This is a genomic window from Simplicispira sp. GW247-4R2A, assembly GCF_059424465.1.
Genome location: NZ_JBWKZM010000007.1, coordinates 121,434 through 147,207, shown reverse-complemented (window position 1 = coordinate 147,207; position 25,774 = coordinate 121,434). Strand labels below are relative to the sequence as shown.

The following is a 25,774-nucleotide window of genomic DNA, read 5'->3' as shown; positions in this document are numbered from 1 at the left end:
GGTGATGTGCGGCGCCGGGCACAACCTGCGCCTGATTCTGGCCGCGCTGCGGCTTTATTGCGCCCGATTCGGGCTATTCATGCAGGCGATCATCGCTGCACTGTTCCCCGCTGCGCATGAGCACCGACCTACCTGCGGCTAAAAACAGAATTGTTCAGGGCGGACGACTTAAACCATCCGGCCTCCACGAAAGCCAGGGCGCTTCACGATGCTTACCGACACTGCACTGCGCAACTTGAAGCCTAAGTCTTTGACTTATAAGGCTTCTGACCGGGATGGAATGTACGTGACAGTATCGCCCACCGGTACCGTCACCTTCCGCTTCGATTACCGTCTCAATGACCGCCGCGAGACCCTGACCATTGGCCGCTACGGGGCGGCGGGCATTTCGCTGGCGATGGCCCGCGAAAAGCTGATCGACGCCAAGAAGGCTGTCGCCCAGGGCAAGTCCCCCCGCGCTGGAGAAGCAGCGCAAAAAGCGCCGCCTGACCGCCGCCAAGACCTTTGGCGACGTGACCGAGAAGTGGCTGGCCGGCGCTTGGATGGCCGATAGCACCGAAGCGATGCGCAAGAGCATCATTGGTCGGGACGTCCTGCCGGCGTTCCAGAACCGACTACTCAGTCCGTCCTGAATAATTTACAACCTATTGATTTTGTTGGCGATTTAAGTATTTTCTCGGTCCACCAATTGCAATGCGATGCGTTGAACAGTGCAGTTTCCTTGCAAATTTCGAGGGGTGTTTAGATGGGACCCAAGTCTTCTTCGCCGCGCACTGAGGCCCTGTTCATCACCCGCGACATCGTGAAGCAGATATATGCTTTCACCCCCCCTCCATAGAGAGAAGGTGGACAACCCAGCGGCCGAAGCGGCCGAAGCGGCCGAAGTGGGCGAAGCGTCGATAGCGACCTTCGTGCCCAAGGATCGCGCCCTGTCACCGCTGGAGATCCGGCTGATGGAATCGGTGGCGACCTATCCGTCCATCCGGCTGGCGCTGCGCATGATCATGGTGCCCTTGGTTCGCAAGAGCGAACTGATCCAGGCCACTTGGGGTGAGGTCGATTTCGAGAGCGCGACCTGGACGATTCCAAAGCAGCGCATGAAGGGACGCAAGCCGCACGTGGTCTACCTGACGGGCAGATAGGTGCGCAGGTAGAACAGCCCAGCTGTGGACAACGGCTAGGGGATGGGGTAGTTTCGATCAGTGGCAGCAAATATTTTCATATCATGAAAATATCATTTCTTGATGTGAAAATTTGATAGCGTTCCACGTCAATACCGAAGAGCCCGCTTCATTAAGATAATTTTGTAATGTGAAAAGTGCGTCGCAACATCTTGATTTTGTGAAAATTAATCTGACTCTTCTATAAGACATAAGAGCTTGCACAAGTCTTATAGAAGACTTAAAGTGAAGCCATGCAGCTGCCGAGCAGCGCGGTCGTGTTTTCAACCTTCATGGAGTTCACATGCCCCAATCCCTCACCCAACAACTGAGCCGCGAACAGCAAATTGCTGCCCTCGAAAAAGACTGGGCGCAAAACCCCCGCTGGAAGGGCGTCAAGCGTGGCTACACCGCCGCCGACGTCGTGCGCCTGCGCGGCAGCCTGCAGCCCCAGCACACGCTGGCCCAGCGCGGCGCTGAGAAGCTGTGGGAGAAGGTCAATGGCGGTGCCAAAAAGGGCTATGTGAATGCCTTTGGCGCCATTTCCGCCGGTCAGGCAATGCAGCAGGCCAAAGCAGGTCTGGAAGCCGTGTACCTCTCGGGCTGGCAAGTGGCTGCGGACGGTAACACGTCGGAAACCATGTACCCCGACCAGTCGTTGTACGCCTACGACTCGGTGCCTACCATGGTGCGCCGCATCAACAACACATTCAAGCGTGCGGACGAAATTCAGTGGGCACGTGGTCTCAACCCGAGCGACCAGGAATTCATCGACTACTTCCTGCCCATCGTGGCCGATGCTGAAGCTGGTTTTGGCGGCGTGTTGAACGCCTTCGAGCTGATGAAGAACATGATCGCCGCAGGCGCTGCCGGTGTGCATTTCGAAGACCAGCTGGCAGCCGTTAAGAAGTGTGGTCACATGGGTGGCAAGGTGCTTGTGCCCACGCAAGAAGCCTGCGAGAAGCTGATTTCCGCCCGCTTCGCTGCCGACGTCATGGGTGTGCCTACCCTGATCCTGGCCCGTACCGATGCTGAAGCCGCCAATCTGATCACTTCGGACTACGATGCCAACGACAAGCCCTTCCTGACCGGGGAACGTACGCAAGAAGGTTTCTACCGTGTCAAGAATGGTCTGGAGCAGTCCATCAGCCGCGGTGTGGCCTATGCTCCCTATGCCGATTTGGTGTGGTGCGAAACCGGCGTGCCCGATATCGGCTTCGCCCGCGAATTCGCGCAAGCCGTGCTGACGGCCTGCCCCGGCAAGTTGCTGTCGTACAACTGCTCGCCCTCGTTCAACTGGAAGAAGAACCTTGACGACAAGCAGATCGCTTCGTTCCAGGAAGACCTGTCGGCGCTGGGCTACAAGTTCCAGTTCATCACGCTGGCCGGTATCCACATCAACTGGTTCAACACCTTCAAGTTCGCCAACGCCTACGCTGGCGGCGAAGGCATGAAGCACTACGTCAACATGGTGCAAGAGCCTGAGTTCGCAGCGCGCGAGCAGGGCTACACCTTCGTGTCGCACCAGCAAGAAGTGGGTGCGGGCTACTTCGACGACGTCACCACCGTGATTCAGGGTGGCTCCTCCAGCGTAAAGGCGCTCACCGGTTCCACCGAAGAAGAGCAGTTCCACTGATTTTTTCCGCGGAGATGTGAAAAGGCCCGCAACGCTCGTTGCGGGCCTTTTTTTGTACCGGTTAAAATGAAATGCAGAATCCACCAACAAGGGCAAGAAAGGCACTTTGGTTATGACACCGCGAACTACACCGGAGATGGTTACCAGCCGCTGAGGCTGGCTGTTCGTGCCTGCACAGGATTCAACTTTTACCTGAAAAGCGCGGACATGGTCCGCGCTTTTGCTTTGAAGGGCGCCGCGCGGTTTCCCCCAAGATTCGACAAGGATTCCCATGATTCACATCACCCTTCCCGATGGCTCGCAGCGCGAGTATCCGGGCCCCGTCACCGTTGGCGAAGTGGCTGCCTCGATCGGTTCAGGCCTCGCCAAGGCAGCCCTGGCGGGCAAAGTGGGCGACAAGGTGGTCGATACCAGTTATCTGATCAGCCAGGATAGTCCGCTTTCTATCGTGACGGCAAAGGATGCCGAAGGATTGGACGTAATTCGTCACTCGACGGCGCACTTGCTTGCCTATGCAGTCAAAGAGCTTTTTCCGGATGCCCAGGTCACGATTGGCCCCGTGATTGAAAACGGCTTTTTCTATGACTTTGCCTACAAGCGTCCCTTCACGCCAGAAGACCTGGAAGCCATCGAAAAACGCATGACCGCTCTTGCAGCCAAGGACGAGCCGGTAGTGCGTCGTGTGCTGCCACGCGACGAAGCAGTCGCGTATTTCAAAGGCATTGGTGAGCATTACAAGGCGGAAATCATCGCCAGCATTCCCAGCAGCGAGGATGTCAGCCTTTACCGCGAAGGCACTTTTGAGGATTTGTGCCGCGGCCCCCACGTCCCGAGCACGGGCAAGCTCAAGCATTTCAAACTGATGAAAGTGGCAGGCGCGTATTGGCGCGGTGACCACCGCAACGAGATGCTGCAGCGCATCTACGGCACGGCCTGGGCGACCAAGGACGAGCTTGCGCAATACCTCACGATGCTGGAAGAGGCCGAGAAGCGCGACCACCGCAAGCTGGGGCGTGAGCTGGATTTGTTCCACATCGACGAGCATTCGCCTGGTACGGTGTTCTGGCACCCAAAGGGGTGGACGCTGTGGCAGGAAGTGGAGCAGTACATGCGCCGTGTCTACCAGGACAACGGCTACCAGGAAGTCAAAGGCCCGCAGATTCTGGACAAGACGCTCTGGGAAAAGACCGGGCACTGGGACAAGTACCGCGAAAACATGTTCACGACTGAATCGGAAAAGCGCGAATACGCGCTCAAGCCGATGAACTGTCCCGGGCATATCCTGATCTTCAAGCAGGGCATCAAGAGCTACCGGGATCTGCCGCTGCGCTACGGTGAGTTTGGCCAGTGCCACCGTAACGAGCCGACGGGCGGCCTGCACGGCATCATGCGTGTGCGCGCCTTTACGCAAGACGATGGGCATATCTTCTGCACCGAAGACCAAATTCTTGCGGAATGCACCGCCTATACCGCTTTGCTTCAGAAGGTGTACCAAGACTTTGGATTCGAGAACATCATCTACAAGGTCGCCACGCGCCCCGATGCGCGCATTGGCTCGGATGAAAGCTGGGACAAAGCAGAAGCAGCGCTGATCACCAGCCTCGATGCTTCGGGCTGCGCGTACGAGATCTCGCCCGGTGAGGGAGCGTTCTATGGGCCCAAGATCGAGTACACGCTCAAGGATGCCATCGGACGCCAGTGGCAGTGCGGCACGATCCAGGTCGATTTCTCCATGCCAGAGCGGCTGGATGCCGAGTACGTCGGTGAGGACGGCAACCGACATCGACCCGTCATGCTGCACCGTGCCATCGTCGGCAGCCTGGAGCGTTTTATTGGTATTCTGATCGAGCAGCACGCTGGGGCTATGCCGGTCTGGCTCGCGCCGGTGCAGGTGGGTATTCTGAACATCACTGACACGCAGGGCGATTACTGTCGTGAAATTGCCGAAAAAATCCAACAAGCGGTGCCCCAGCACCCGCTGCGCATCGCGCTGGATCTACGAAACGAGAAGATTACGTATAAAATACGTGAGCATTCGTTGCAAAAGCTGCCCTTTATCCTCGTCGCTGGCGAGAAAGAGCGTGCAGCCGGTGCCGTTGCAGTGCGCGCCCGAGGCAACAAGGATCTCGGGGTAATGCCAGTCGATGATTTCATTCGACTTCTTACCAGCGCAGTTGCCGAAAGAACTTGAGATTGTCTGATGCCAGCCGCTTTGCGGCGGTGTTTGGGCGGTCTTGGGATTCTTAAATTCAACACAAGAGGTGAGAACCATAGCTACTGAATTTCGTGATCGTCGCCACCGTGAAGAGCGCAAGCACCGCTTGAACCGTGAAATCATGGCCCCGGAAGTCCGTTTGTCGGGCCCCGAGAACGAGCCTTTGGGTGTTGTGAGCCTGATGGACGCCTTGCGCATGGCCGGGGAGTTGGATGTGGACCTCGTGGAAATTTCCGCGACGGCCAACCCGCCTGTTTGCCGTTTGATGGACTATGGCAAGTTCAAGTACATCGAGCAAAAGCGTGCAGCGGAAGCGAAGGCCAAGCAGACGGTCATCGAGATCAAGGAAATCAAGTTCCGCCCGGGCACCGATGACGGCGACTACAACATCAAGTTGCGCAACATCCGGCGTTTTCTCGCTGAGGGTGACAAATGCAAGATTACGCTGCGTTTTCGTGGCCGTGAGATCACGCACCAGGATCTCGGTCTGGCGTTGCTTAACCGACTGCGCGACGATTTGGGTGACACCATTCTCGTGGAGCAGTTTCCCCGGCTTGAAGGTCGGCAGATGATCATGATGATCGCACCGGCACGTAAAAAGACTGCGGCTGCGCGATCGGCTGAGGTGGCTGCTGGTTCGGACGTGAACGCAGCCTGACGATAGATTTAAGATTTTGATCCGCCCGGGTTCGCCTGGGCGATCAAAAAATGGAGAGCGGTGTTGCCGCTGTCCTGGGCCGGATGCAAAACCGGTCAAAAGAAGTGTCTCGGGGCCAACAAGCTTGCAAGCTGTTTTGCAGGCGCCTCACGAGCACAATAAAAGGAGCATTTCCATGCCCAAAATGAAGACCAAGAGCAGCGCAAAGAAGCGCTTTCGCGTTCGCCCGGGTGGTACCGTCAAGCGCGGCCACGCCTTCAAGCGTCACATCCTGACCAAGAAGACCACCAAGAACAAGCGCCATCTGCGTGGCATCACGTCTGTCCATGAGACCAATATGGGTCATATGGCGCAGATGCTGCCCTTCGCTGGCCTGTAATCAACGGACGAACAAGGAGTACTCACATGCCTCGCGTCAAACGTGGTGTAACGGCTCACGCCCGTCACAAAAAAGTTCTGGCCCTTGCCAAGGGTTTTCGCGGTCGCCGCGGTAATGTCTTCCGGATCGCCAAACAAGCGGTCATGAAGGCTGGGCAATATGCCTATCGCGACCGCCGTGCCAAGAAGCGCGTGTTCCGCCGCCTCTGGATTGCCCGTATCAACGCTGGAGCCCGTGAGCTGGGCCTGACCTATAGCCAGTTCGCCAACGGCCTGAAGAAGGCATCCATCGAGATCGACCGCAAGATGCTGGCCGATCTGGCTGTGCACGACAAGGCTGCCTTTGGCAGCATTGTGGAGCAGGTCAAGGCAAAACTGGCTGCTTGAGCGTAGCGACTTGCTATTTTATTGATAGCTTGTACCGCAACCATGACAAGGGCTAGGGCTTGAAAGGGCGCTAGCCCTTGTTTCTTTTTCAAGAGCACTTATGAACGATCTGGATTCCTTGGTGGGTGCCGCGCAGCAATCTTTTGCTGCGAGTGGCACGCCGGCCGATCTCGAAAACGCCAAGGCGCAGTTCCTTGGCAAGTCGGGGCGCATGACAGAACTCATGAAGGGCATGGCGCAGCTCTCGCCCGACGAGAAAAAGTCGCGCGGTGCGGCCATCAACCTTGCCAAACAAGCCATAGAGGCTGCTTTGACGGCCCGGCGGCAGGCTTTGGCCGACGCCGAGCTCAATGCCCAGTTGCACGCTGAAGCCCTGGATGTGACCCTGCCTGGGCGCCAACGTGGGCAGGGCGGGCTGCATCCGGTATCGCTGACCTTGGAGCGCATCGAGAGCATCTTTGGCTCCATGGGGTTCGAGGTGGCCGATGGGCCGGAAATCGAGACCGATTGGTTCAATTTCACGGCGCTCAATACGCCCGAAGACCATCCGGCACGCTCCATGCATGACACTTTCTATTTGGAAGGTGGGAGCGAGCATGCGCCCCATTTGCTGCGCACGCACACCAGTCCGATGCAGATTCGCCATGCGATCGCGCACGTCAAGCGCCACCGCGCCGCAATCGATGCCGGCCAGCCCATGCCGGAAATTCGCGTCATTGCGCCTGGTCGCACTTACCGTGTAGACAGCGATGCCACGCATTCGCCCATGTTTCACCAGTGCGAGGGGTTGTGGATCGGCGAGAACGTCAGCTTCAAGGACTTGAAGTACATCTTCACCGCGTTTTGCCGCACTTTTTTCGAGGCAGACGACTTGGTGCTGCGCTTTCGACCCAGTTTTTTCCCGTTCACCGAGCCGAGTGCCGAAATTGACATTCAATTTCCAAGTGGACCGCTTGCCGGTCGTTGGCTGGAAGTGGCCGGGTCAGGCCAGGTGCACCCCAACGTGGTGCGCAACATGGGGCTCGATCCAGAACGCTTCATAGGTTTCGCCTTTGGCATGGGCTTTGACCGCTTGACCATGCTGCGCTATGGGGTGAATGATTTGCGGCTCTTCTTTGACGGCGATATCCGCTTCTTGTCGCAATTCCAGTGATGTGCAAGGACGCTTTTCACTGCCCTGCGATCAGCGCGCCAGCGCTCTTTTGACGAACGAAAAATTTCCTCATGCAATTTCCTGAATCGTGGCTGCGCCAATTCTGCAATCCGCCCTTGGGCACGCAAGAGCTTGCCGATACCCTGACCATGGCCGGCATGGAAGTCGAAGAACTGCAGCCGGTCGCGCCCCCTTTCACCGGTGTGGTGGTGGGCGAAATCCGTGAGGCGGTGCAGCACCCCGATGCCGACAGGTTGCGCATTTGCCAGGTGGATATTGGCCAAGCGCAACTGCTCAACATCGTCTGCGGAGCACCCAATGCGCGTGTTGGCATCAAGGTGCCCTGTGCTGTCGTGGGGGCGCAGCTACCACCCGGAGAAGATGGCAAGCCATTTGCTATTCGCGTAGGTAAGCTGCGTGGGGTGGAAAGCTTCGGCATGCTGTGTTCTGCCAAGGAGCTCAAGCTGTCCGACGACCACGGTGGGCTGCTGGAGCTCGCTTCTGATGCGCCGCTCGGTGCCAACGTACGCGACGTGCTCGCGCTGGACGATACGTTGTTCACACTCAAACTGACGCCCAATCTGGCGCATTGTTTGAGCGTCTTCGGGGTGGCGCGTGAAGTGGCTGCGCTGACCGGTGCTCCGCTCACGCAGCCAAGCATTGGCTCAGTGTCCGCAAATATTTCGGATACCTTGCCGGTCAAGGTCAGCGCGCCCGACCTCTGCGGACGGTTTTCCGGTCGCATCGTGCGTCGGGTCAATCCGCGTGCCAGCACTCCCGCGTGGATGGTAGAGCGCTTGGCGCGTTGTGGGCAGCGCAGCGTCTCGCCGCTGGTGGATATCTCGAACTACGTGATGTTCGAACTAGGGCGGCCCTCGCACATTTTTGATCTGGGAAAAATCCACGGAGGCCTTGACGTTCGCTGGGCACGCGTGGGGGAAAGACTGGCCTTGCTCAATGGCAGCACGGTGGATCTGGACGAGCGCGTGGGCGTGATTGCAGACGAAGTGCAGGTTGAATCCCTCGCCGGCATCATGGGTGGCGATGCGACGGCCGTCTCTGACGACACGCAGGATATTTACATCGAGGCGGCCTTTTGGTGGCCTGCAGCAGTGGCTGGCCGCTCACGGCAGTTTCGCTTCGCCACCGAGGCAGGGCATCGCTTCGAGCGTGGGGTAGACCCCGAGCAGACAGTCCTGCACATTGAGCGCATCACGCAACTGGTGCTGGATATTTGCGGCACGCCCGAGACGGTTTGTGGCCCGGTCGATGACCAACAGCCGCGTATGCCACAGCGCGTCCCCGTGAGTCTTCGTGTCTCCCGGGCGGCCAAGGTGATCGGCATGCCGCTCTCGCAAGCCCAATGCGCCGAGGTGCTGACACGGCTTGGCCTTGAGGTTGTCGAGTCGGCCGACGTGCTCACCGTCACACCGCCGCTCTACCGGTTTGATTTGACGCTTGAAGAAGACCTGATCGAAGAGGTTGCGCGGATCGTGGGGTACGGGCAATTGCCCGATACGCCGCCGCTGGCACCTGTCACGCCCACGTTGCGCGAGGAGCGCAGGCGCAGTCCCTTCGCCTTGCGGCGTCAGATCGCCTCGCTTGGGTACCAGGAAACGATCAATTTCAGCTTTGTCGACGAGGGTTGGGAACGTGAGTTGACCTCCAACACTGCCCCGATCCGTTTGCTCAATCCAATTTCGTCCCAAATGAGCGTCATGCGCTCGTCCCTTCTAGGTTCCTTGCTACAGGTTTTAAAGTACAACGCAGACCGACGGGCAGAGCGGGTGCGGGTCTTCGAGATTGGCCGCATCTTCTTGCGCGACGCATCCGTGCAGGACTCTGATACCAGTGTGGCGGGTTATCACCAGCCGCAGCGCGTTGCCGGTCTCGCCTTCGGCCCTGCCGACGGTGTTCAATGGTCGGTTAGCCCGCGCAATGTCGATTTCTTCGATATCAAGGGCGACGTCGAGGCATTGTTGGCACCGCGCGTGCCGGTGTTTGAGGCTGCAGAGCATCCCGCCATGCACCCCGGTCGCTGTGCACGGGTTTTGGTCGACGGTTGTGCTGTGGGGTATGTGGGTGAACTGCACCCCAAGTGGCGACAGAGTTGGGGTTTTGCTCAGGCGCCCGTGATGTTTGAGCTGGAACTTGACCCGGTGCTCCGCCGCACGGTGCCAGCGTTCCGTCCAGTTGCCCGGCACCAGGTGGTGGAACGTGATATCGCGGTCGTGGTGAACGAGCGCATCATCTACGCGCAGATCAAGGACACCATCGCCAGTGCGGTGGATGCCGGTCTTCTGCGCAATATGGTCTTGTTTGACGTCTTCCGGCCCAAGCTCAACAAAACTGGCGAGCTTGCAGCGCCTGGCTCGCTTGCCGTGGGAGAGAAGAGCATGGCGATTCGACTGGTGCTTGGGGGGGAAACCGCGCTGACCGAGTTGCAGATCGATACGGCGGTGCAGACGATCGTGGAGCAACTGGGTCTGCGCCACGGCGCTCGCCTGCGGGCCTAGGAGACATACGATGCAACGCATCGAATTTTCAGTGGAAAGCCTGGAAACGCCCGCGCTCACCAAGGCGCAGCTTGCGGAGCTCTTGTTTGACCAGATCGGGCTGAACAAGCGGGAGTCCAAAGACATGGTGGACGCGTTTTTCGACTTGATTGCGCGCAGCCTGGTGGAGGGGGACGACGTCAAGCTATCAGGATTTGGCAATTTCCAGATTCGCACCAAGGCACCCCGCCCAGGTCGCAATCCGCGCACGGGTGAAGCCATTCCCATTGGTGAACGCCGGGTGGTGACTTTTCATGCCAGTACCAAGCTCAAGGAACAAATTCAGGGGCATTTCCCCTCGGAATGATGCAGCTTCCGCGTTGTTGGGCCGTTACAACGCATAGCGCAACGGATGCGTCTGCTGTAGGCTAGAAGGTTTATCGCATCTTGCGCGCGGTGGCGCGCTCGTTTCATGGGATCTGCGCTTCCTTCCATACCAGCCAAACGCTATTTCACCATTGGTGAAGTGGCCGATTTGTGCGCTGTCAAGCCGCATGTACTGCGCTATTGGGAGCAGGAATTCACACAATTGCGCCCTATGAAGCGCCGCGGTAACCGGCGCTATTACCAGCACCATGAGGTGCTGATGATTCGTCGCATACGGGATCTGCTCTACGACCAAGGCTTCACGATCAGCGGCGCCCGCAATCAGCTTCAAGACGGGGCGCAGGCGCTGTCCTTCGCCGGTGATCCGCTGCAAGACGCCTTGGATGCGGGCCACGTAGCGCGATCTGATCCCAATGGCCCAGCCCCTCAGGCAGTACTGCCCGCAGACCTCGAATCGGTACGCCGTGAATTGTTTGAAATCCGAGGTCTTCTGTCGGTGGCAGCGTGATTTGGATCTATAATTCGAAGCTGTTCGGCGTGTGGCGCAGCCTGGTAGCGCACTTGCATGGGGTGCAAGGGGTCGAAGGTTCGAATCCTTTCACGCCGACCAATAATTTGACTAGAGACAACGGGTCACAGCAGCAATGCTGTGACCCGTTGTCATTTTCAGCTCAGGTGGTACCAATAAGCTGACCGGGTTGGAGGAACACCAGTGGACAAGCACTTTCTGACACCTCTTTTCTCACCAGAATCCATCGTCGTTTTCTCTGGTGACTCTGCACGCGAGGAGAGCCAGATCCCGCAAGGCAGGTTGCTTCGCGAAGCGATCAGTGCACAGCGCTTCGGCGGCCGCTTGCAGTTTCTCGACATCGAAACCACGGGCACTCTGGCCGATCTGGCACAGGCGCGGGCCGACCTGGCCATCATTGCGCTGCCTCCGAAAGATGTGCCGGCGGCGTTGGAGGTGGCGGGACGCATGGCCTGTCGCGCAGCGTTGGTCATCTCTAGCGGCATGGGGCAAGACGAAGCGGCGGTGTTGGCCAAGATTGCCCATCGCGAAGGGGTGTACCTGCTGGGGCCTAATTCCCTTGGCTTTCAGCGCCCTGCGCTCGGGCTCAACGCCAGTGTGGCAGGGCCACTGGCCCGCCAGGGGTCTCTTGGGTTGGTGTCTCAGTCGGGGGCGCTGACGGCATCCATCCTGGACTGGGCGGCTCAGAATGCCGTGGGGTTTTCGTCCGTCGTATCGGTGGGGCCGAACACGTCGGTGGACAGCGCCCAAGTGCTGGACTATCTGGCCAGCGATCCACAGACGCACAGCATCGTTGTCTATCTAGAGGGCATCTCCAACGCGCGCAGCTTCATGAGTGCATTGCGCTCCGCGGCCAACGCTAAGCCCGTAGTCGTTCTCAAGGCAGGTAGAAAACCTGCGGGTAATGCTGCAGCACAGACCCACAGCGGCGCTATCGTCGGCAGCGACGACGTATTCGACGCCGTGCTGCGCCGTGCGGGTGCCGTGCGGGTGCGGTCGTTTGTAGAGCTTTTTTCGGCAGCCAAGTGCCTGGCATCGCGCTACCGACCTGTGGGCCGGCGACTTGCTATCGTGACCAACGGAGGTGGGCCGGGGGTTCTGGCAGCCGATTGGGTGAACGAGATTCTTCTTGACCTGGGGCGTCTGTCGCCTGAATCCATTGCAGCCTTGCAGCCTCAGTTACCGCTGCTCGCTTCCTTGTGCGATTTGATCGATTTGTCGGAAGAGGCCGGCCCTGAGCATTTCCGCATTGCGGTGGAAGCGGCGAGCCGCGATCGGCAAATCGACGGTGTGCTGGCCATTTACTCGCCCAAGACGGGTGTGGATGCCACGGCGGTAGCGCAGGCGGTTGTTGAAGCCAAGCGCCAAATGAGCAAACCGCTGCTCTCGTGCTGGATGGGCGACAGCTCCGTGGTGGCGGCTCGCGCTGTCTTGGTCGAGGCAGCCATTCCCAGCTTTCGCACACCGGAAGCTGCCGTGGGAGCCTTCGGCAACATTGCGTCGTTTTACCAAAATCAGCAGTTGCTGCAGCAAACGCCGCCACCGTTGACTACTTTGGCGAAACCGGACATCGAGGGGGCTCGGCTGGTGATCGAAGGTGTGCTGGCCGAGCGGCGCAAGGTGCTCACCGAGATGGAATCGAAGACGCTGCTGGCCGCCTTCCACATTCCTGTCACCAACACCATTCTGGCTCGCAGCGCCACCGAAGCGATGATGATCGCGACGCAGCTGGGTTTTCCGGTGGCACTCAAGATCGACTCACCCGACGTCAGCCACAAGTCGGATGTGCAGGGCGTGGCGCTCAACATCATGAGCGGCGCCAATGCCCGCGACACCTATACCGATATGGTGCAGCGGGTCAAGCAGCAGCTGCCCAACGCGCGCATCAACGGCGTGACGGTGCAGAAGATGGCGCGCAGCCGGCGTGGCCGCGAAGTGTGCATTGGTTTGGTGACCGACGATCCCTTCGGTCCGGTGATCACTTTTGGCGCTGGTGGCACCATGATCGAACTGATCGATGACCGCGCCATGGAGCTTCCGCCCCTCAATCAGTTTCTGGCGCGCCGGCTCATTGAGCGCTCCCGTGTTGCTGAAACCCTGGACGAGTGGCGCGGCGCAAGCGCAGTGGACCGCAATGCGCTGGAACAGGTGCTGCTGCGCGTTTCCGAAATGGTGTGCGAGCTTCCGCAGTTGCGCGAAATGGACATCAATCCGTTGATCGTCGATGCCTCCGGCGTCATTGCGGTGGATGCGCGCATCGTGGTCGACCATGCGCCGCAGGCCAGCGGCAGTGCCGCGCACTACAGCCATCTGGCCATCCTGCCGTACCCGGCACGCTTTCGCCAGGTCTGGCCGCTCAGCGGTGGCGGCGAATACACGGTACGCCCGATACGTCCTGACGATGCGCAGATGCTCCAGGCCTTGGTCCACAGCCTGTCGCCTGAGAGCCGTTATTTCCGCTTCATCTCCTCAATGGCGCAGCTGCCGCCCAGCATGCTGGCGCGGTTCACCTTGATCGACTACGACCGGGAAATGGCGCTGGTCGCCGTGTTCAAGCAACGCGCGCCGGGCGCGGATGGGGAAATGGTGGAGACCGAGCGCGTTGTCGGCGTATCGCGCTACATCACCAATCCCGACCACAGCAGTTGTGAGTTCGCCCTCGTAGTGGCAGACGATTTCAGTGGCCGTGGCCTGGGTTCGCGCCTGATGCTCAGCATCATGGACGTAGCGCGTGAACGTGGTTTGAGCGAAATGGAAGGCCTGGTGCTGGCCAACAACCCTGGCATGCTCAAGCTTATGCGCAGCCTGGGTTTTAGCGTCAAGGCCTTTGCGGAAGACCCTGACTTCAAGCTCGTCAGCCATGCGCTCTGAGCGCAGGCGACCTTTCAGCCTATGGTCATCAGGCTGGCGTTGCCGCCGGCTGCTGCAGTATTCACGCTGAGCGAGCGCTCCAGCACCAATCGATCCAGGGCGATGGCCGTCTCGCCAGGTGCGAGGCCCTGCAGCAGAACTATTGGCCCCTGGCGCTTGGCCAGGATTTCGCAGCTGCGCTGCAGGTCGGTGCTTGTTCCATGTTGCAGGACCACGTTGAGTGCCGGTGCCTCCAGCACGCCAGCGGCAGCCAGCGTGATCTGCTCTTGTATGGACGCCGGCAGTTGCTCGCGCAAGCGCGTTGCGGCGTCCCCCTCCCACAATGCTTGGGAACCTACGGTGAGTACAGCGGCAAGCTGTGTTAGCAAGTCGTCGTCTTGGGTTGCCAGGCAACCCGTGATGGCACGCGGCAGCACTGAATAGACATTGCGCTCGCCCGTGGGGCCAGGCAAGGCCAGAGAGGCTCCCGCAGGTGACTGGGCTGCAAACATCTGGCAACTGGCTGCCAGCGCGGAGCGGCCTGTGGCCGTCGCCCATTGCAGCAGGGCATTGAGCGGGGCCAGAGCAGCGGGAGCGTCTTCTGTTTCTGTATCAGGGCCGAAAATCGTCCTGCGGGCGCTGCCGGGTGCTTGCGCGACCAGGCGGCGCAGGTAGAGCGGCCCACCGGCTTTGGGGCCGGTACCTGACAAGCCTTCGCCACCAAAGGGCTGCACGCCCACCACAGCGCCCACCATATTGCGGTTGACGTAGGCGTTGCCGGCGTGCGTGCGCGCCAGCACCTGTGCAATGGTTTCGTCGATGCGCGTGTGTACCCCCAGCGTCAAGCCGTAACCCGTGGCATTGATGTCTTCGAGCAACCGGGGCAGGGCAGTGCGCGCATAGCGCACCACATGCAGCACGGGGCCAAATACCTCGCGCTCCAGTTGGCTGATGCTTTTGAGTTCAATCAGCGTGGGCGAGACGAAGGTGCCTGGGCCAGCTTGTGCCGAGTCGTGCGACTGGAACACCGTGCAGCCGCGCGCGCGCATGGCGTCGATGTGTGCCTGAATGCCGGCTTGCGCCTCGGCGTCGATGACGGGACCGACGTCGGTCGCCAGCAGGGCCGGATTGCCCAGCCGCAGTTCGCCCATCGCACCGCGCAGCATGGGCAGCAGGTGTGGGGCCGCGTCTTCTTGGATGCACAGCACGCGCAGGGCCGAGCAGCGTTGGCCTGCACTGTCGAAGGCCGAGGCAAGGATGTCAACCACGGCCTGTTCGGCCAGCGCTGAGGAATCCACCACCATCGCATTCTGGCCACCGGTTTCGGCAATCAGCGTGACGGGTCGGCCTGCGCTGTCGAGCCGCCCTGCCAGCGTGTGCTGGATGGCACGGGCCACCTGGGTGGACCCGGTGAAGACGACGCCCATCACGCGTGGGTCGGCAACCAGCGCTGCGCCGACGGTTTCGCCACGTCCAGCCAGCAACTGCAGTGCGGCGCGCGGCACGCCCGCCCGCCACAGCAGACGAACCGCCTGCGCGGCGACCAGCGGGGTTTGTTCCGCTGGCTTGGCGATCACGCAGTTGCCGGCGGCCAGCGCGGCACACACCTGCCCCGTAAAGATGGCAAGCGGAAAGTTCCAGGGGCTGATGCAGACCACGGTGCCCAGCGCTTGCACTTGAGCGTGCGTCTGCGAGAGGGCAAGGGTACTGCTGGCCTGGGTTGCGTAGTAGCGCAGGAAATCAATCGCCTCACGCACTTCGGCAATGGCATTGGAAGCGCTTTTACCGGCTTCGCGTACCAGCAGGGCAATGAGGGCGTGCATGTCGGCCTGCATCAGGTCGGCAGCGTGCAGCAGGGCCTGGGCGCGCTCTGCGGCGGGGGTGGCCCGCCATACTTCACCGTCAACCTGGGCGAGCGCAAGCGCATGCTCCACGTCCTCCAGGCCAGCTTCCTGTACGTGGCCTACGGTGTCGCTCGCGTCGGCCGGATTGCGTACGGCTTCCAGAGTACCTTGGGCCGCATCGCAGGCGAGCAGCGGGCCGGCCTGCCAGTGGTGGTTGCGCGAGTCCTGCAGGGCGGCGTCCAAGCCTGCCAGAACGGGCTCGCTGGCCAGGTCCAGCCCGGCAGAGTTGCGCCGTGCCTGGCCGTACAGCGCCCAGGGGTGCGCGATGCGTGGGTGGGCAAGCGCGGCAGCGCCCTCTATGGCAGCCGCCGCGTCAACTGTGTCGACAGGGTCGCGTACCAGTTCGTCGAGGGCGATGGTCTCGTCGGCAATGCGGTTCACGAACGAGGTGTTGGCGCCGTTCTCCAGCAGCCGGCGCACCAGGTAGGCGAGCAGGGTTTCGTGTGTGCCCACCGGGGCATAGACGCGGCATGGCCTGCCCAGACCCCCTTGGCTGACGGGGCGCACGACCTGTTCGTACAGCGGCTCACCCATGCCATGCAGGCATTGGAATTCGTATTGGTCCGGGCGGTAGGTGGCTGGATCCGCCATTTCATAGATGGCTGCCAGCGTATGGGCGTTGTGCGTGGCGAACTGCGGGAAAACGGCGTCGGGAGCCGCCAGGAGCTTGCGGGCGCAGGCGATGTAGGAGACATCGGTGTGCGCTTTGCGTGTGTACACCGGGAAGTCGCTCAAACCATCGACCTGGGCGCGCTTGATTTCGCTGTCCCAGTAAGCGCCCTTCACGAGCCGAATCATCAAGCGGCGCCCGCTCTGGCGCGCCAAGGCAATCACTTCGTCCACCACAGCGGGACACCGCTTCTGGTACGCCTGGATGACGAAGCCCAGGCCGTTCCAGCCTGCCAGTGCGTCCTCTGTGCACAGGCGTTGCAGCAGTTCCAAGGAGAGTTCCAGCCGCTCGGTTTCTTCGGCGTCGATGTTCAGGCCAATGTCGTACTGGCGCGCCAGCGTGGCCAGGGACAGCAGCGTCGGGTAGAGCTCGTCATGCACGCGCTGCGTCTGGGCCCGCACGTAGCGCGGGTGCAGAGCCGAGAGTTTGATGGAAATGCCCGGCCCTGCGTAAATGCCGCGGTCACTCGAGGCCTGGCCGATGGCGTGGATGGCGGCTTCGTACGCCGCTAGGTAGCGCTCGGCGTCTGGTTGCGTCAGTGCGGCCTCGCCCAGCATGTCGTACGAAAAGCGAAATCCCGCTGCTTCGCGCGCACGGGCGTTGGCGAGTGCCTCTTTGATGGTCTCCCCGGTGACGAACTGTTCGCCCATCATGCGCATCGCCATGTCCACGCTCTTGCGAATCAAGGGCTCGCCACCCTTGGCCGTGAGCCGGGTGAGCAATGAGGACAGGGTCTTTTCGCTGTGCGTGGCCACCAGCTTGCCGGTCAGCAGCAGGCCCCAGGTGGCTGCGTTGACAAACAGCGAGGGGCTCTTGCCCAGATGCGCTTCCCACTGGCCGTTGCCGATCTTGTCGCGGATCAGCGCGTCGCGCGTGGCCTTGTCCGGAATGCGCAGCAAGGCCTCGGCCAGACACATCAGGGCCACGCCTTCCTGGGAAGAAAGTGAGAACTCCTGCAGCAGGCTTTGCACCAGCCCGGCGCGCCCGGCGCCGCCTTTGCGGTCGCGCAATGTGCCCGCAAGGCGGCGGGCCAGGGAGTGAATCCGATCTGCCGTTGCTGTATCGCTGCGTGCCAGCACCAGCAGGGGCGCGAGTGCTTCGGGTTCGGGTGCCCGGCACAGCGCCTGCAGTGCTGCGTGCTGCAAGACGCCCACAGGTGCGCGGGGAGCAAAGGGTTCAGTCATGTTGGGCATGGTGCGAGGCCAGAAGGACAAGGAATGGCGCATCATGCGTCACGGGTGAGAGAATAAAATTTCGAATTTATAAACATCTACAGTCAATAAATCCAATATGTCAGAAGAAAAAAACGAAATAGACAGAATAGATAGAAAAATCCTCTCGATTCTTCAAGAGGATGGACGTATCTCCAATCTCCGCCTTTCTGAGCAAGTGGGTTTGTCGCCCACCGCAGTGCTCGGCCGGGTGCAGCGCCTCTCGCGCGACGGGTATGTGCTGGGCTATGAGGCGCGGCTTAACCCGCTCAAACTCGGCGCTGCGATGCTGGTGTTTGTCGAGGTGCTGCTGGACCGCACCACGCCCAACGTGTTCGAGCAATTCAATGCCGCGGTGCAGGTACGCCCGGAAATCATGGAGTGCCATATGGTGGCCGGGGGCTTCGACTATTTGCTCAAGACACGTACCGCCGACATGAACGCCTACCGGGCTTTCGCGGGAGCGGTGCTCTGGCAATTGCCGGGCGTGCGTGAGACACGCACGTACGCGGTGATGGAAGAGGTCAAGCATTCCACGCGTTTACCGCTCACGTAAGGTCGCCGGGTGCGCGGCACGGGCTGCGAAGAGGCTTGCATAATGGCCTGTCCCTTGTCCCTCACACCCTCAGGAGAAATTTCATGCACGCACTTTGGAAAGCGGCCGTGCTGATTGCAGCCGCCTCTCTGGTTCAAGCGGCAAGTGCCGCCTGTTACCTGGTGTATGCGCCGGACAACACGGTGGTGTACCGATCGTTGCAACCACCGGTCGACCTGTCCATGCCGCTGCATGCGACGATGCCGCTGGTGGCTCCGGGCGGGCACCTTGTCTTTGCGCTGGAGCCGACCGGCTGCGAGTTGGAAATCCACAAGCTGGACACGCTGCACAGCATGGTTCAACCGGCTCCGAGCAAGGTACGGCCGGCCCGAGTGGCCCGCACCCACCGCGGCGCTTGAATCGCCCGGTTTCTGTAACGCTTCGCGGGCCTGAGACAATCGGCCCCATGAGCGATACGAAAGAATTGGCGCCCGTGCAGGCGCCCGAGTGGCTGGAAGTCGAGTCGTTGAACCTCGACGCGCAGGGCGTTGCCCGGCGGCCCGATGGCAAGGTGGTGTTCATCGATGGCGCACTGCCGTTCGAGCGGGTCAGTGCCCGACGCACCCGCAGCAAGAACAACTGGGAACAGGCCGAGCTGACCGAGATTCACCGCGAATCTTCGCAGCGTGTGCGCCCTGGCTGTCCGCATTTCGGCTTGCACGCGGGCGCCTGTGGCGGCTGCAAGATGCAGCACCTGCACCCGGCAGCCCAAGTGGCGGTCAAGCAGCGGGTGCTGGAAGACAACCTGTGGCACCTGGGCAAGATCAAGCCCGAGATTGTGCTGCGCCCGATAGAAGGCCCCGCCTGGGGCTACCGCTACCGCGCGCGGCTGTCCGTGCGCTACGTGGTGAAAAAAGGCGAGGTGCTGATTGGCTTTCATGAGCGCAAAAGCCGCTACGTCGCCGACATGCGCGTCTGCCCGGTATTGCCGCCGCACGTCAGCGCCATGCTGATGCCGCTGCGCGCGCTGATTGGTGATATGGACGCGCGCGACACCCTTCCGCAGATCGAACTGGCCTGCGGCGATGCGGTCACGGCGATGGTGCTGCGCCACCTGGAGCCGCTGTCTGGTGCCGACCTGCAGCGCCTGCGCGACTTTGCTGCCGTGCACGGCGTGCAATGGTGGCTGCAAGCGAAGGGCCCCGACACGGTGCGCCTGCTCGACGAGGGCGGGCCTCAGCTGGCCTATGCGCTGCCTGAGTTCGGTATCACCATGCCGTTCAAACCCACCGACTTCACGCAGGTGAACCCGCACATCAACCGCGTGCTGGTGGTGCGGGCGCTGCGCCTGCTGGATGTGCAAGCCAACGAGCGCGTGATTGACTGGTTTTGCGGCCTGGGCAATTTCACGCTGCCGCTGGCCACCCAGGCGGGTGAGGTTTTGGGGATTGAAGGCAGCGAGGTGCTGGTGGCCCGTGCGCTGCAAAATTATGAGTCAAATAGGGCTCTACCGCATATGGGTCGTGCGCTAGCAGCTATGGAATTCGTAGCTAGAAACCTGTTCGAGATGACGCCTGCCATGCTGGTGGCCGACGGGGTGGCCGACAAGTGGCTGGTAGACCCGCCGCGTGAAGGCGCTTTTGCCCTCGCCAAAGCGCTGGCCGACATCGAGCAGGCGCGCCGGGGTGTTCAAGACGCTCTGCCGCTGCCCGATGGGGCCGAGGGCTGGACGCCGCCGCGCCGCATTGTCTACGTGAGCTGCAACCCGGCCACCTTGGCGCGCGACGCCGGCCTGCTGGTGCACTTGGCGGGCTACCGCTGCACGGCGGCGGGCGCCGTCAATATGTTTCCGCATACGGCGCATGTGGAGAGCATGGCCGTGTTCGAGCGCGCCTGAGGCCAGCTCCGCGCTACTTCTTGGCCGGGGTGCTTGCCGCCGCGACGGGTGCCGGGGTGTCTTCGGAAGAGGGGGCCGCGGTAGAACCGGATGCAGGGATGCCCTCGATCTTGTTGTCGCGCATGTAGCCGTCCATGTCCTTCCAGCCGGCAAAAATCGCTGCCTTGGATGCTTTTGGGTTGTTCGCGTAGCAGTCTTCAATGCCGCGTATGGCGAAGCGGCAAGCACCGCCAATGGCCTTGGCCTCTTCCTCGCGCTGTGCAACGCGCGGGTCAGGCCCCAGGCCAGGGATGTCGCAGGCCGCCAGCAGGCTGAGCAACGCAAGTGCGATCGGAAGACGCAGCGATGGCAGAAAGGTTGAGCGCATACAGATCATATCGGCGCCAGAAGCCTTGGCTTGAGGATTCGGAAAAACAAAGGCCCCGATGCGGAGCCTTTGCCTGCGGTGTCAACGCAGTGAGATCAGTCGCTATCGCCGCCCATGATGCCCAGCAGCATGAGCAGGCTCTGGAACACGTTGAACAGGTCCAGGTACAGGGCCAGCGTAGCGCTGATGTAGTTGGTCTCGCCACCATCCAGAATGCGCTTGAGGTCGTACAGCATGTAGACACTGAAAACGCCGATGGCCGCGACCGAAATGGCCATCATGGCCGCTGTCGAGCCGATAAACACGTTGATGGCAGCGCCCACGACGATCGCCATGGCACCGACAAACAGCCACTTGCCCAGGCCCGAGATATCGCGCTTGATGACCGTGGCCAAGCTGGCCATGACGAAAAACACGCCGGCCGTGCCGGCAAATGCCGTCATGATGAGTTGGCCGCCATTGGAAAAACCCAGCACCATGCCAATCAGGCGCGAGAGCATCAGGCCCATGAAGAAGGTGAAGCCCAGCAGCACCGGTACGCCCGTTGCAGAATTTTTGGTTTTCTCGATGGCGTACATGAAGCCAAAGGCGCCGCCGAGGAAAACCATCAGCCCCAGGCCACCGCGCAACGACTGCGTGATGCCCGTGGCCACGCCAACCCAGGCACCCAGCACGGTGGGCAGCAGGCTCAAGGCCAGCAGCCAGTAGGTATTGCGCAGCACCCTGTGGCGCTGCTCCTGCGATACGCCAGTGCCGTAGCCCGCAGAGGAGGGGAAGGGGGTAACCCGATCGTTCATGGTGTCTCTCCAGAGTGGCCCGCACGGTGCGGGTAAGTGGCATTCTAGATGGTGGTCCCATCCACCATTGCAAGGCGTGGGCATTGCCTTTGCCATCAATCGATGCAATGGGCTTGTTTTGGTCATGATTCTTTTACCCGGCGTTTGGTTCCCTGCGCATGCAGGCCCCGCTATGCTCCAACGCCTCGGCCTCGCTCTTTCGGCCCGGCTACTTTTTAGGAACGTCTGCATGAAAACCACCACCGAACTTGAACTCGTCGACATTCGCAAAATTGCGGCAGGCGCGGAAGCCGAGGCGCTGGCCAACGGCTGGGCGGTCACGATTGCCATCGTGGATGCGGGCGGCCACCTGCTGTGGTTGCAGCGCCTGGACGGTGCGGCACCGCTTTCGGCACACATTGCGCCCGGCAAGGCCCGCACGGCGGCATTGGGGCGGCGCGAGAGCAAAACCTACGAAGACATGGTCAATGGCGGCCGCGTGTCCTTCCTGAGCGCTCCTGGCGCCGAGGCGCTGCTTGAAGGCGGCGTGCCCATCCTGCAGGGCGGCAACTGTCTGGGCGCGGTGGGCGTGAGCGGCGTGAAGTCGAACGAAGACGTGCAGATTGCCCGCGCAGGTATTGCCGCGCTGGGCTGAAGCGGCCAACTGGCAGCGCAACGCTGCCGCGTGGGGGGAAAAAAAGCCTGGCTACAAGGGCAGGGCCCGCTGGCTGGCAAACAACGACATGTGCCCCATGGCACTGGAGTCGCCCCACGATGAAACGAGATCAGGAACTATTTGGTCAGGATGAGCTTGCCTTGCCGTGTGGCCTGCAATTGGTAGACACCGCCGTTGTGCGCAATGTGCACGCGTTTGTTGCCTTGCAGCAGTTCGGCGCTCTGCCAGGTGAAGCACGGCTGCGCGGTGTTGCTGCACACGGGCGTCGGGCGCATGGCGCTATCGTTCTTGTGGGTAGCGGTGGCGCAGGAGTCCGGTGATTCGGCGGCAAGGGTTTGCAATGTTGGCATTCGCTAATGATATTGATTCGCATTCATTTGGTCAATGCCTTGTGCGATTTTTTTGTCTGCATTGGAGCGCGTGTCCTAGGGCTTGGGCTCGGTGACAAACCCGATCTTGCGCACACCGGCGCGCTGGGCCGCGGCCAGGGCCAGCGCCACACGTTCGTAGCGCACATTCTTGTCGCCGCTGAGGTGCAGTTCCGGCTGCGGCGTCTGCGCAGCGGCCGCCTGCAGGCGCTGCTCCAGCGCCTCGTCGCTGAGGGCCGTGCCGTCGAGCGCATAGCTGCCGTCCGCCTGCACCGACAGGCGCAGGGTTTCGGGTTTGACCTGTTCGGCTTGCACGCTCGCCTTCGGCAAATCGACGCTGACCGAGTGCTTTATGACAGGCACCGTGATGATGAAGATGATGAGCAGCACCAGCATCACGTCGACCAGCGGCGTCATGTTGATTTCGTTCATCACTTCGTCGGTGTCGTCCTGGGTGCCGAAGGCCATGCTCAGACTCCCTTTTTGAGCGGCAGCACCTTGCCAGCGTCGCCGCCTGAAACGCGCGCACCGGTGACGAAATACGCGTGCAGGTCGTGGGCGAAGCTGTTCATGCGCACCAGAATGTGCTTGTTGCCGCGCACCAGCGCGTTGTAGCCGAGCACGGCGGGAATGGCCACGGCCAGGCCGAGCGCCGTCATGATCAAGGCCTCGCCGACGGGGCCGGCCACCTTGTCAATCGTCGATTGGCCTGAGGTGCCGATGGCGATCAAGGCATGGTAAATGCCCCAGACGGTGCCGAACAGCCCGAGGAACGGGGCGGTGGAGCCTACCGACGCGAGGATGGCCAGGCCCGATTGCAGGCGCGCCGTGAATTCGTCGATGCTGTTGCGCAGGCTGCCGGTGACCCAGTCGCTCACATCCAGGCTCTCGTGCAACTGGCCCTTGGTATTGCGGTGGTGCGCTGTGGCCTCGCGCCCTTCGATAGCCAGTGCGCGAAACGGGTTTGCCGGGTCAGTGCCCAGCGTGGCGAGTGCTGCCGCAAAATCGTCGCTGTGCCAGAACGTCTGAACTGCACGGGCGTTGCGCTTGAAGCGCACGATGTCAAGCGCCTTGATGGCGATGACAGCCCAGGTGGCCAGGGACATCAGCAGCAGCAGCAGCGCGACGCCGCGCGTGATCAGGTCGCCCTGGTTCCAGAGGTTGGCCAAGCCGAATTGCGATTCCATGAAAACTCCTGAAGATCCGTTAATTATTCGAGAACGAAGTTGATCGGCACGAGGTACCACATGGCCTCGGCGACGCCATTGCGCTTGCCCGGTACGAAGCGCCAGCGCAGAACGGTGTCGTGGGCCTGACGGTCCAGCCGGTCAAAACCGCTCGATTGCTTGATTTCCACCTGTTCCGGCCGCCCATCGGCGCTGATGAGCACGCGCAGCACCACCTTGCCCTGTTCGCCCATGCGCTTGCTGATCGACGGGTAGGCGGGAGCCGGATTGTTCAGGTAGGCCGCGTTGCTCGACGGCAGATCAATGCGGGGTGGCGCCGGCGGTGCCGAAGGTGCGGGAGGCGCCGGTGGCGCAGGCGGCGCATTAGCGGGCGCGGATGCCGGCGCAGGCGTGCTCACCACGGGGGCCTCCGGTGCCGCGTTGGCGATGGGGGCCGGGCTGGGCTCTGGTGCGCGAACGGGTGCGGGTCTGGGTACAGGTTTGACGCGCTGGGTCACCGGAACGGGCGGTGGCGCTGCGGGCTTGGGCGGCGGTGGGGCGGGAGGTGCCGGCGGTGCGACGAACTCGCTCAGCAGCACTGCGGGAACGATGACTTCTATCGGCCGCTGGTGGCTCAACCCAGCTTGCAGCGCCCACAAGGCAGCGCCATGCGCCAAGGCAATGCCGGCGAAGACTGCGGCATTGCGTTTGCTGTGCGATGCGGGTGAAAAATGATCAGAAGACATCAAAAAGAATAGCTTCCAGCGCACACGGTACGTGCTCTGGCAGCCAATTTTGCTACCAATTCAGCGCCTAAAAATCCAGGAAAGTGCCAGGCCTACGGCGGCCAGCGACAGGCAGAGCGCGAATGCCAGCATGCCCAAGTCTCAGGCTGCGCAGGCGCAAGTCCCGCCTTGCGCGCAGGCGCAGGCAAGCTGAGATTCATTGCGCACGGCTGCCACCGGGCTGTCGGCGCCGCATTGTGCAACCACCTCGCGGACGCAATTCTCGCACCGGCCGCACTGGGTGGCCACGCCCAGCTCCCATTGAATTTCGTCAAAACCCATGCCAGCCTTGGCATGGCGGGCAATTTCGCGGTCGGAAATTCGGCGGCAAACGCAGACGATCATGGCAACAGGCCGCAGGGGCCGAAAGGTGCTGAGGTGGTTTATTATAAATACGAATCGGTCGCATTAGCAAATTTTTAAACGACTGGTGCTGTGGGTGCCGGTGCCAGCGCCGCGCGGCTGATGCCGCCGAGCGTGGCGCAACCGGTGAGCGCCATGGCCACTTCCAACTCGTCGCGCAGCACGCGCAGCACGTGGGCCACGCCCGCTGCGCCGGCGTGCGCCAGGCCCCAGACCACTGGGCGGCCGACCAGCACCGCTGTGGCGCCCAGCGCCAGGGCCTTGAACACATCGGTGCCCCGTCGCACGCCGCCATCGACCAGCAGCGGCAGTGCGCCGCCCACGGCGTCGGCAATGCGGGGCAGGGCGCTGGCAGTGCTGAGCGCGGTGTCCAGTGTGCGGCCACCGTGGTTGGAGACGATCAGGCCGGCGATGCCCTGGGCGGCGGCAAGCCGCGCGTCTTCTGGGTGCAACACGCCTTTGAGCAGCACCGGCAAACGGGTTTGCGCCTGCAGCCAGGCGACGTCGTCCCAGGTGGGGGCGTGCTGGAGCAGGCCGTCGAACAGGGCACTCTGGCCAGCGCCCAGGCGCATCGGTGGCGGCGCTGCCATGGCGCTCAAGTTGGCGGCGCGGATGCCGGGCGGCAGTGCGAAACCGGCGCGCCGCTCGCGGTCGCGCACGCCGCTGGTCGGTGCGTCCACGGTGAGTACCAGCGCTTCGCAGCCGGCCGCCTCCGCGCGGGCAATCAGCTCACGCACCAGAGCGCGGTCGTGCTGCAGATACAGCTGCAGCCAGAGCGGGCCGGCAGACCGGTCGCCGACCATGGCTGAGGCCACCGCTTCCAGCGTGGTGCTCGATTGCATGCTCAGCACCATGCCGGCGCCAAGGGCCGCCGCCGCCCAGGCCGTGGCGATTTCGCCGTCCGGGTGCGCCAGGCACTGGTACGCCACGGGTGCCAGCAAGATCGGGTGGGCCAGCTCACGGCCGAGGAGCGTGCAGCGGGTGTGTCCACCGGCCAGCGGGCGCAGCACCCGCGGCAGCAAGGCGATGCTGTCCCAGGCCTGGCGGTTGGCGTGGAGGGTGTGCTCGTCCCCCGCGCCACCGCTGAAATAGGCCCAGGCATTGGCGTCCAGCCGCGCCCGTGCATGGCGTTCGTGGTCGGCCAGGGTCAGCGTGTCGGGGGCCAGCGCCTCCTGTTTCGGGGTGCGAGGAGAATTTGGAGTCAAAAT

The 25,774-nt window shown here is 61.7% G+C and carries 23 protein-coding genes, 1 tRNA gene and 2 pseudogenes; 17 read left to right on the top strand and 9 right to left on the bottom strand.

Annotation, left to right across the window (positions count from 1 at the left end; all coding sequences use genetic code 11):
- Window positions 1-208: 208 nt before the first annotated feature.
- The 13 genes and pseudogenes from AC07ZH_RS07345 to AC07ZH_RS07285 all read left to right on the top strand — a co-directional run.
- Window positions 209-620: pseudogene (locus AC07ZH_RS07345) on the top strand (Arm DNA-binding domain-containing protein); the annotation flags it as partial.
- Between the two features lie 170 nt (window positions 621-790).
- Window positions 791-1,133: pseudogene (locus AC07ZH_RS07340) on the top strand (tyrosine-type recombinase/integrase); the annotation flags it as partial.
- Between the two features lie 331 nt (window positions 1,134-1,464).
- Window positions 1,465-2,796: an isocitrate lyase gene (aceA, locus tag AC07ZH_RS07335; protein WP_495199162.1), complete on the top strand. Its 1,332-nt coding sequence runs from the start codon at window positions 1,465-1,467 to the stop codon at window positions 2,794-2,796.
- A gap of 271 nt (window positions 2,797-3,067) precedes the next feature.
- Window positions 3,068-4,987, top strand: a complete 1,920-nt coding sequence (thrS, locus tag AC07ZH_RS07330) for a threonine--tRNA ligase (protein ID WP_495199161.1) — start codon at window positions 3,068-3,070, stop codon at window positions 4,985-4,987.
- Window positions 4,988-5,057: 70 nt separating this feature from the next.
- On the top strand, window positions 5,058-5,669 hold the full coding sequence (gene infC / locus AC07ZH_RS07325; RefSeq protein ID WP_119107870.1) for a translation initiation factor IF-3: 612 nt from the start codon (window positions 5,058-5,060) through the stop codon (window positions 5,667-5,669).
- A gap of 175 nt (window positions 5,670-5,844) precedes the next feature.
- The gene (gene rpmI / locus AC07ZH_RS07320) at window positions 5,845-6,048 is read left to right on the top strand and encodes a 50S ribosomal protein L35 (protein ID WP_119107869.1); all 204 of its coding nucleotides are present in this window, start codon (window positions 5,845-5,847) and stop codon (window positions 6,046-6,048) included.
- Window positions 6,049-6,074: 26 nt separating this feature from the next.
- Window positions 6,075-6,434, top strand: coding sequence for a 50S ribosomal protein L20 (gene rplT, locus AC07ZH_RS07315; RefSeq protein ID WP_106447603.1), 360 nt, complete (start codon window positions 6,075-6,077; stop codon window positions 6,432-6,434).
- 100 nt (window positions 6,435-6,534) lie between these two features.
- Entirely contained in the window at window positions 6,535-7,587 is a 1,053-nt protein-coding gene (gene pheS, locus AC07ZH_RS07310; RefSeq protein ID WP_495199160.1) for a phenylalanine--tRNA ligase subunit alpha, read from the top strand.
- A gap of 71 nt (window positions 7,588-7,658) precedes the next feature.
- A complete protein-coding gene (gene pheT, locus AC07ZH_RS07305; protein WP_495199159.1) occupies window positions 7,659-10,103 on the top strand; it encodes a phenylalanine--tRNA ligase subunit beta in 2,445 nt (814 codons plus the stop codon).
- 10 nt (window positions 10,104-10,113) lie between these two features.
- Window positions 10,114-10,449, top strand: a complete 336-nt coding sequence (locus AC07ZH_RS07300) for an integration host factor subunit alpha (RefSeq protein WP_119107866.1) — start codon at window positions 10,114-10,116, stop codon at window positions 10,447-10,449.
- A gap of 105 nt (window positions 10,450-10,554) precedes the next feature.
- Window positions 10,555-10,977: a MerR family transcriptional regulator gene (locus AC07ZH_RS07295; protein ID WP_119107865.1), complete on the top strand. Its 423-nt coding sequence runs from the start codon at window positions 10,555-10,557 to the stop codon at window positions 10,975-10,977.
- 25 nt (window positions 10,978-11,002) lie between these two features.
- Window positions 11,003-11,079, top strand: a tRNA-Pro gene (locus tag AC07ZH_RS07290).
- A gap of 102 nt (window positions 11,080-11,181) precedes the next feature.
- A complete protein-coding gene (locus AC07ZH_RS07285) occupies window positions 11,182-13,869 on the top strand; it encodes a bifunctional acetate--CoA ligase family protein/GNAT family N-acetyltransferase (protein WP_495199158.1) in 2,688 nt (895 codons plus the stop codon).
- A gap of 14 nt (window positions 13,870-13,883) precedes the next feature.
- Here the strand turns inward: AC07ZH_RS07285 and putA are convergent, their stop codons facing one another.
- Window positions 13,884-17,606, bottom strand: a complete 3,723-nt coding sequence (gene putA, locus AC07ZH_RS07280; protein ID WP_495199169.1) for a trifunctional transcriptional regulator/proline dehydrogenase/L-glutamate gamma-semialdehyde dehydrogenase — start codon at window positions 17,604-17,606, stop codon at window positions 13,884-13,886.
- A gap of 106 nt (window positions 17,607-17,712) precedes the next feature.
- Here putA and AC07ZH_RS07275 point away from each other — a divergent pair, with 106 nt between their 5' ends.
- The 3 genes from AC07ZH_RS07275 (at window position 17,713) to rlmD (ending at window position 20,065) form a co-directional block, all read left to right on the top strand.
- Entirely contained in the window at window positions 17,713-18,189 is a 477-nt protein-coding gene (locus tag AC07ZH_RS07275) for an Lrp/AsnC ligand binding domain-containing protein (RefSeq protein ID WP_119107863.1), read from the top strand.
- 83 nt (window positions 18,190-18,272) lie between these two features.
- Window positions 18,273-18,587: a hypothetical protein gene (locus AC07ZH_RS07270; protein ID WP_495199157.1), complete on the top strand. Its 315-nt coding sequence runs from the start codon at window positions 18,273-18,275 to the stop codon at window positions 18,585-18,587.
- 47 nt (window positions 18,588-18,634) lie between these two features.
- Window positions 18,635-20,065 (top strand): 23S rRNA (uracil(1939)-C(5))-methyltransferase RlmD, encoded by a 1,431-nt coding sequence (gene rlmD, locus AC07ZH_RS07265; protein ID WP_495199156.1) that lies wholly within the window; start codon window positions 18,635-18,637, stop codon window positions 20,063-20,065.
- 13 nt (window positions 20,066-20,078) lie between these two features.
- Here rlmD and AC07ZH_RS07260 read toward each other — a convergent pair whose 3' ends face one another.
- Window positions 20,079-20,441 carry a hypothetical protein gene (locus AC07ZH_RS07260; protein ID WP_495199155.1) on the bottom strand — a complete coding sequence of 121 codons (363 nt, stop codon included), beginning with the start codon at window positions 20,439-20,441 and terminating at the stop codon, window positions 20,079-20,081.
- An 86-nt stretch (window positions 20,442-20,527) separates the two neighbouring features.
- Window positions 20,528-21,229, bottom strand: a complete 702-nt coding sequence (locus tag AC07ZH_RS07255) for a Bax inhibitor-1/YccA family protein (RefSeq protein ID WP_119107860.1) — start codon at window positions 21,227-21,229, stop codon at window positions 20,528-20,530.
- Between the two features lie 229 nt (window positions 21,230-21,458).
- On the opposite strand from AC07ZH_RS07255, the gene AC07ZH_RS07250 reads away from it, so the two are divergent.
- Complete coding sequence (locus AC07ZH_RS07250; protein WP_119107859.1) at window positions 21,459-21,863, top strand: GlcG/HbpS family heme-binding protein; 405 nt, start codon at window positions 21,459-21,461, stop codon at window positions 21,861-21,863.
- A gap of 137 nt (window positions 21,864-22,000) precedes the next feature.
- On the opposite strand, the gene hemP is transcribed toward AC07ZH_RS07250, so the two are convergent.
- The 6 genes from hemP to AC07ZH_RS07220 form a co-directional block, all read right to left on the bottom strand.
- Window positions 22,001-22,234: a hemin uptake protein HemP gene (gene hemP, locus AC07ZH_RS07245; protein WP_199665396.1), complete on the bottom strand. Its 234-nt coding sequence runs from the start codon at window positions 22,232-22,234 to the stop codon at window positions 22,001-22,003.
- Window positions 22,235-22,309: 75 nt separating this feature from the next.
- The gene (locus tag AC07ZH_RS07240) at window positions 22,310-22,720 is read right to left on the bottom strand and encodes an ExbD/TolR family protein (protein ID WP_495199154.1); all 411 of its coding nucleotides are present in this window, start codon (window positions 22,718-22,720) and stop codon (window positions 22,310-22,312) included.
- Window positions 22,721-22,722: 2 nt separating this feature from the next.
- Window positions 22,723-23,439 (bottom strand): MotA/TolQ/ExbB proton channel family protein, encoded by a 717-nt coding sequence (locus tag AC07ZH_RS07235; protein ID WP_495199153.1) that lies wholly within the window; start codon window positions 23,437-23,439, stop codon window positions 22,723-22,725.
- A gap of 23 nt (window positions 23,440-23,462) precedes the next feature.
- Window positions 23,463-24,167, bottom strand: a complete 705-nt coding sequence (locus AC07ZH_RS07230) for an energy transducer TonB (protein WP_495199152.1) — start codon at window positions 24,165-24,167, stop codon at window positions 23,463-23,465.
- A gap of 138 nt (window positions 24,168-24,305) precedes the next feature.
- Window positions 24,306-24,548, bottom strand: a complete 243-nt coding sequence (locus AC07ZH_RS07225) for a (2Fe-2S)-binding protein (RefSeq protein ID WP_495199151.1) — start codon at window positions 24,546-24,548, stop codon at window positions 24,306-24,308.
- Window positions 24,549-24,622: 74 nt separating this feature from the next.
- Window positions 24,623-25,771, bottom strand: coding sequence for an alpha-hydroxy acid oxidase (locus AC07ZH_RS07220; RefSeq protein ID WP_495199150.1), 1,149 nt, complete (start codon window positions 25,769-25,771; stop codon window positions 24,623-24,625).
- Between the last annotated feature and the right edge of the window lie 3 nt (window positions 25,772-25,774).

Excerpts from the sequence above, each read along its gene's own strand:
- aceA (WP_495199162.1), top strand. The coding sequence starts at position 1,465 with ATGCCCCAATCCCTCACCCAACAACTGAGCCGCGAACAGCAAATTGCT.
- thrS (WP_495199161.1), top strand. The coding sequence starts at position 3,068 with ATGATTCACATCACCCTTCCCGATGGCTCGCAGCGCGAGTATCCGGGC.
- rpmI (WP_119107869.1), top strand. The coding sequence starts at position 5,845 with ATGCCCAAAATGAAGACCAAGAGCAGCGCAAAGAAGCGCTTTCGCGTT.
- rplT (WP_106447603.1), top strand. The coding sequence starts at position 6,075 with ATGCCTCGCGTCAAACGTGGTGTAACGGCTCACGCCCGTCACAAAAAA.
- pheS (WP_495199160.1), top strand. The coding sequence starts at position 6,535 with ATGAACGATCTGGATTCCTTGGTGGGTGCCGCGCAGCAATCTTTTGCT.
- pheT (WP_495199159.1), top strand. The coding sequence starts at position 7,659 with ATGCAATTTCCTGAATCGTGGCTGCGCCAATTCTGCAATCCGCCCTTG.
- AC07ZH_RS07300 (WP_119107866.1), top strand. The coding sequence starts at position 10,114 with ATGCAACGCATCGAATTTTCAGTGGAAAGCCTGGAAACGCCCGCGCTC.
- AC07ZH_RS07295 (WP_119107865.1), top strand. The coding sequence starts at position 10,555 with ATGGGATCTGCGCTTCCTTCCATACCAGCCAAACGCTATTTCACCATT.
- putA (WP_495199169.1), bottom strand. The coding sequence starts at position 17,606 with ATGACTGAACCCTTTGCTCCCCGCGCACCTGTGGGCGTCTTGCAGCAC.
- AC07ZH_RS07275 (WP_119107863.1), top strand. The coding sequence starts at position 17,713 with ATGTCAGAAGAAAAAAACGAAATAGACAGAATAGATAGAAAAATCCTC.
- AC07ZH_RS07270 (WP_495199157.1), top strand. The coding sequence starts at position 18,273 with ATGCACGCACTTTGGAAAGCGGCCGTGCTGATTGCAGCCGCCTCTCTG.
- rlmD (WP_495199156.1), top strand. The coding sequence starts at position 18,635 with ATGAGCGATACGAAAGAATTGGCGCCCGTGCAGGCGCCCGAGTGGCTG.
- AC07ZH_RS07260 (WP_495199155.1), bottom strand. The coding sequence starts at position 20,441 with ATGATCTGTATGCGCTCAACCTTTCTGCCATCGCTGCGTCTTCCGATC.
- AC07ZH_RS07255 (WP_119107860.1), bottom strand. The coding sequence starts at position 21,229 with ATGAACGATCGGGTTACCCCCTTCCCCTCCTCTGCGGGCTACGGCACT.
- AC07ZH_RS07250 (WP_119107859.1), top strand. The coding sequence starts at position 21,459 with ATGAAAACCACCACCGAACTTGAACTCGTCGACATTCGCAAAATTGCG.
- hemP (WP_199665396.1), bottom strand. The coding sequence starts at position 22,234 with ATGCCAACATTGCAAACCCTTGCCGCCGAATCACCGGACTCCTGCGCC.
- AC07ZH_RS07240 (WP_495199154.1), bottom strand. The coding sequence starts at position 22,720 with ATGGCCTTCGGCACCCAGGACGACACCGACGAAGTGATGAACGAAATC.
- AC07ZH_RS07235 (WP_495199153.1), bottom strand. The coding sequence starts at position 23,439 with ATGGAATCGCAATTCGGCTTGGCCAACCTCTGGAACCAGGGCGACCTG.
- AC07ZH_RS07225 (WP_495199151.1), bottom strand. The coding sequence starts at position 24,548 with ATGATCGTCTGCGTTTGCCGCCGAATTTCCGACCGCGAAATTGCCCGC.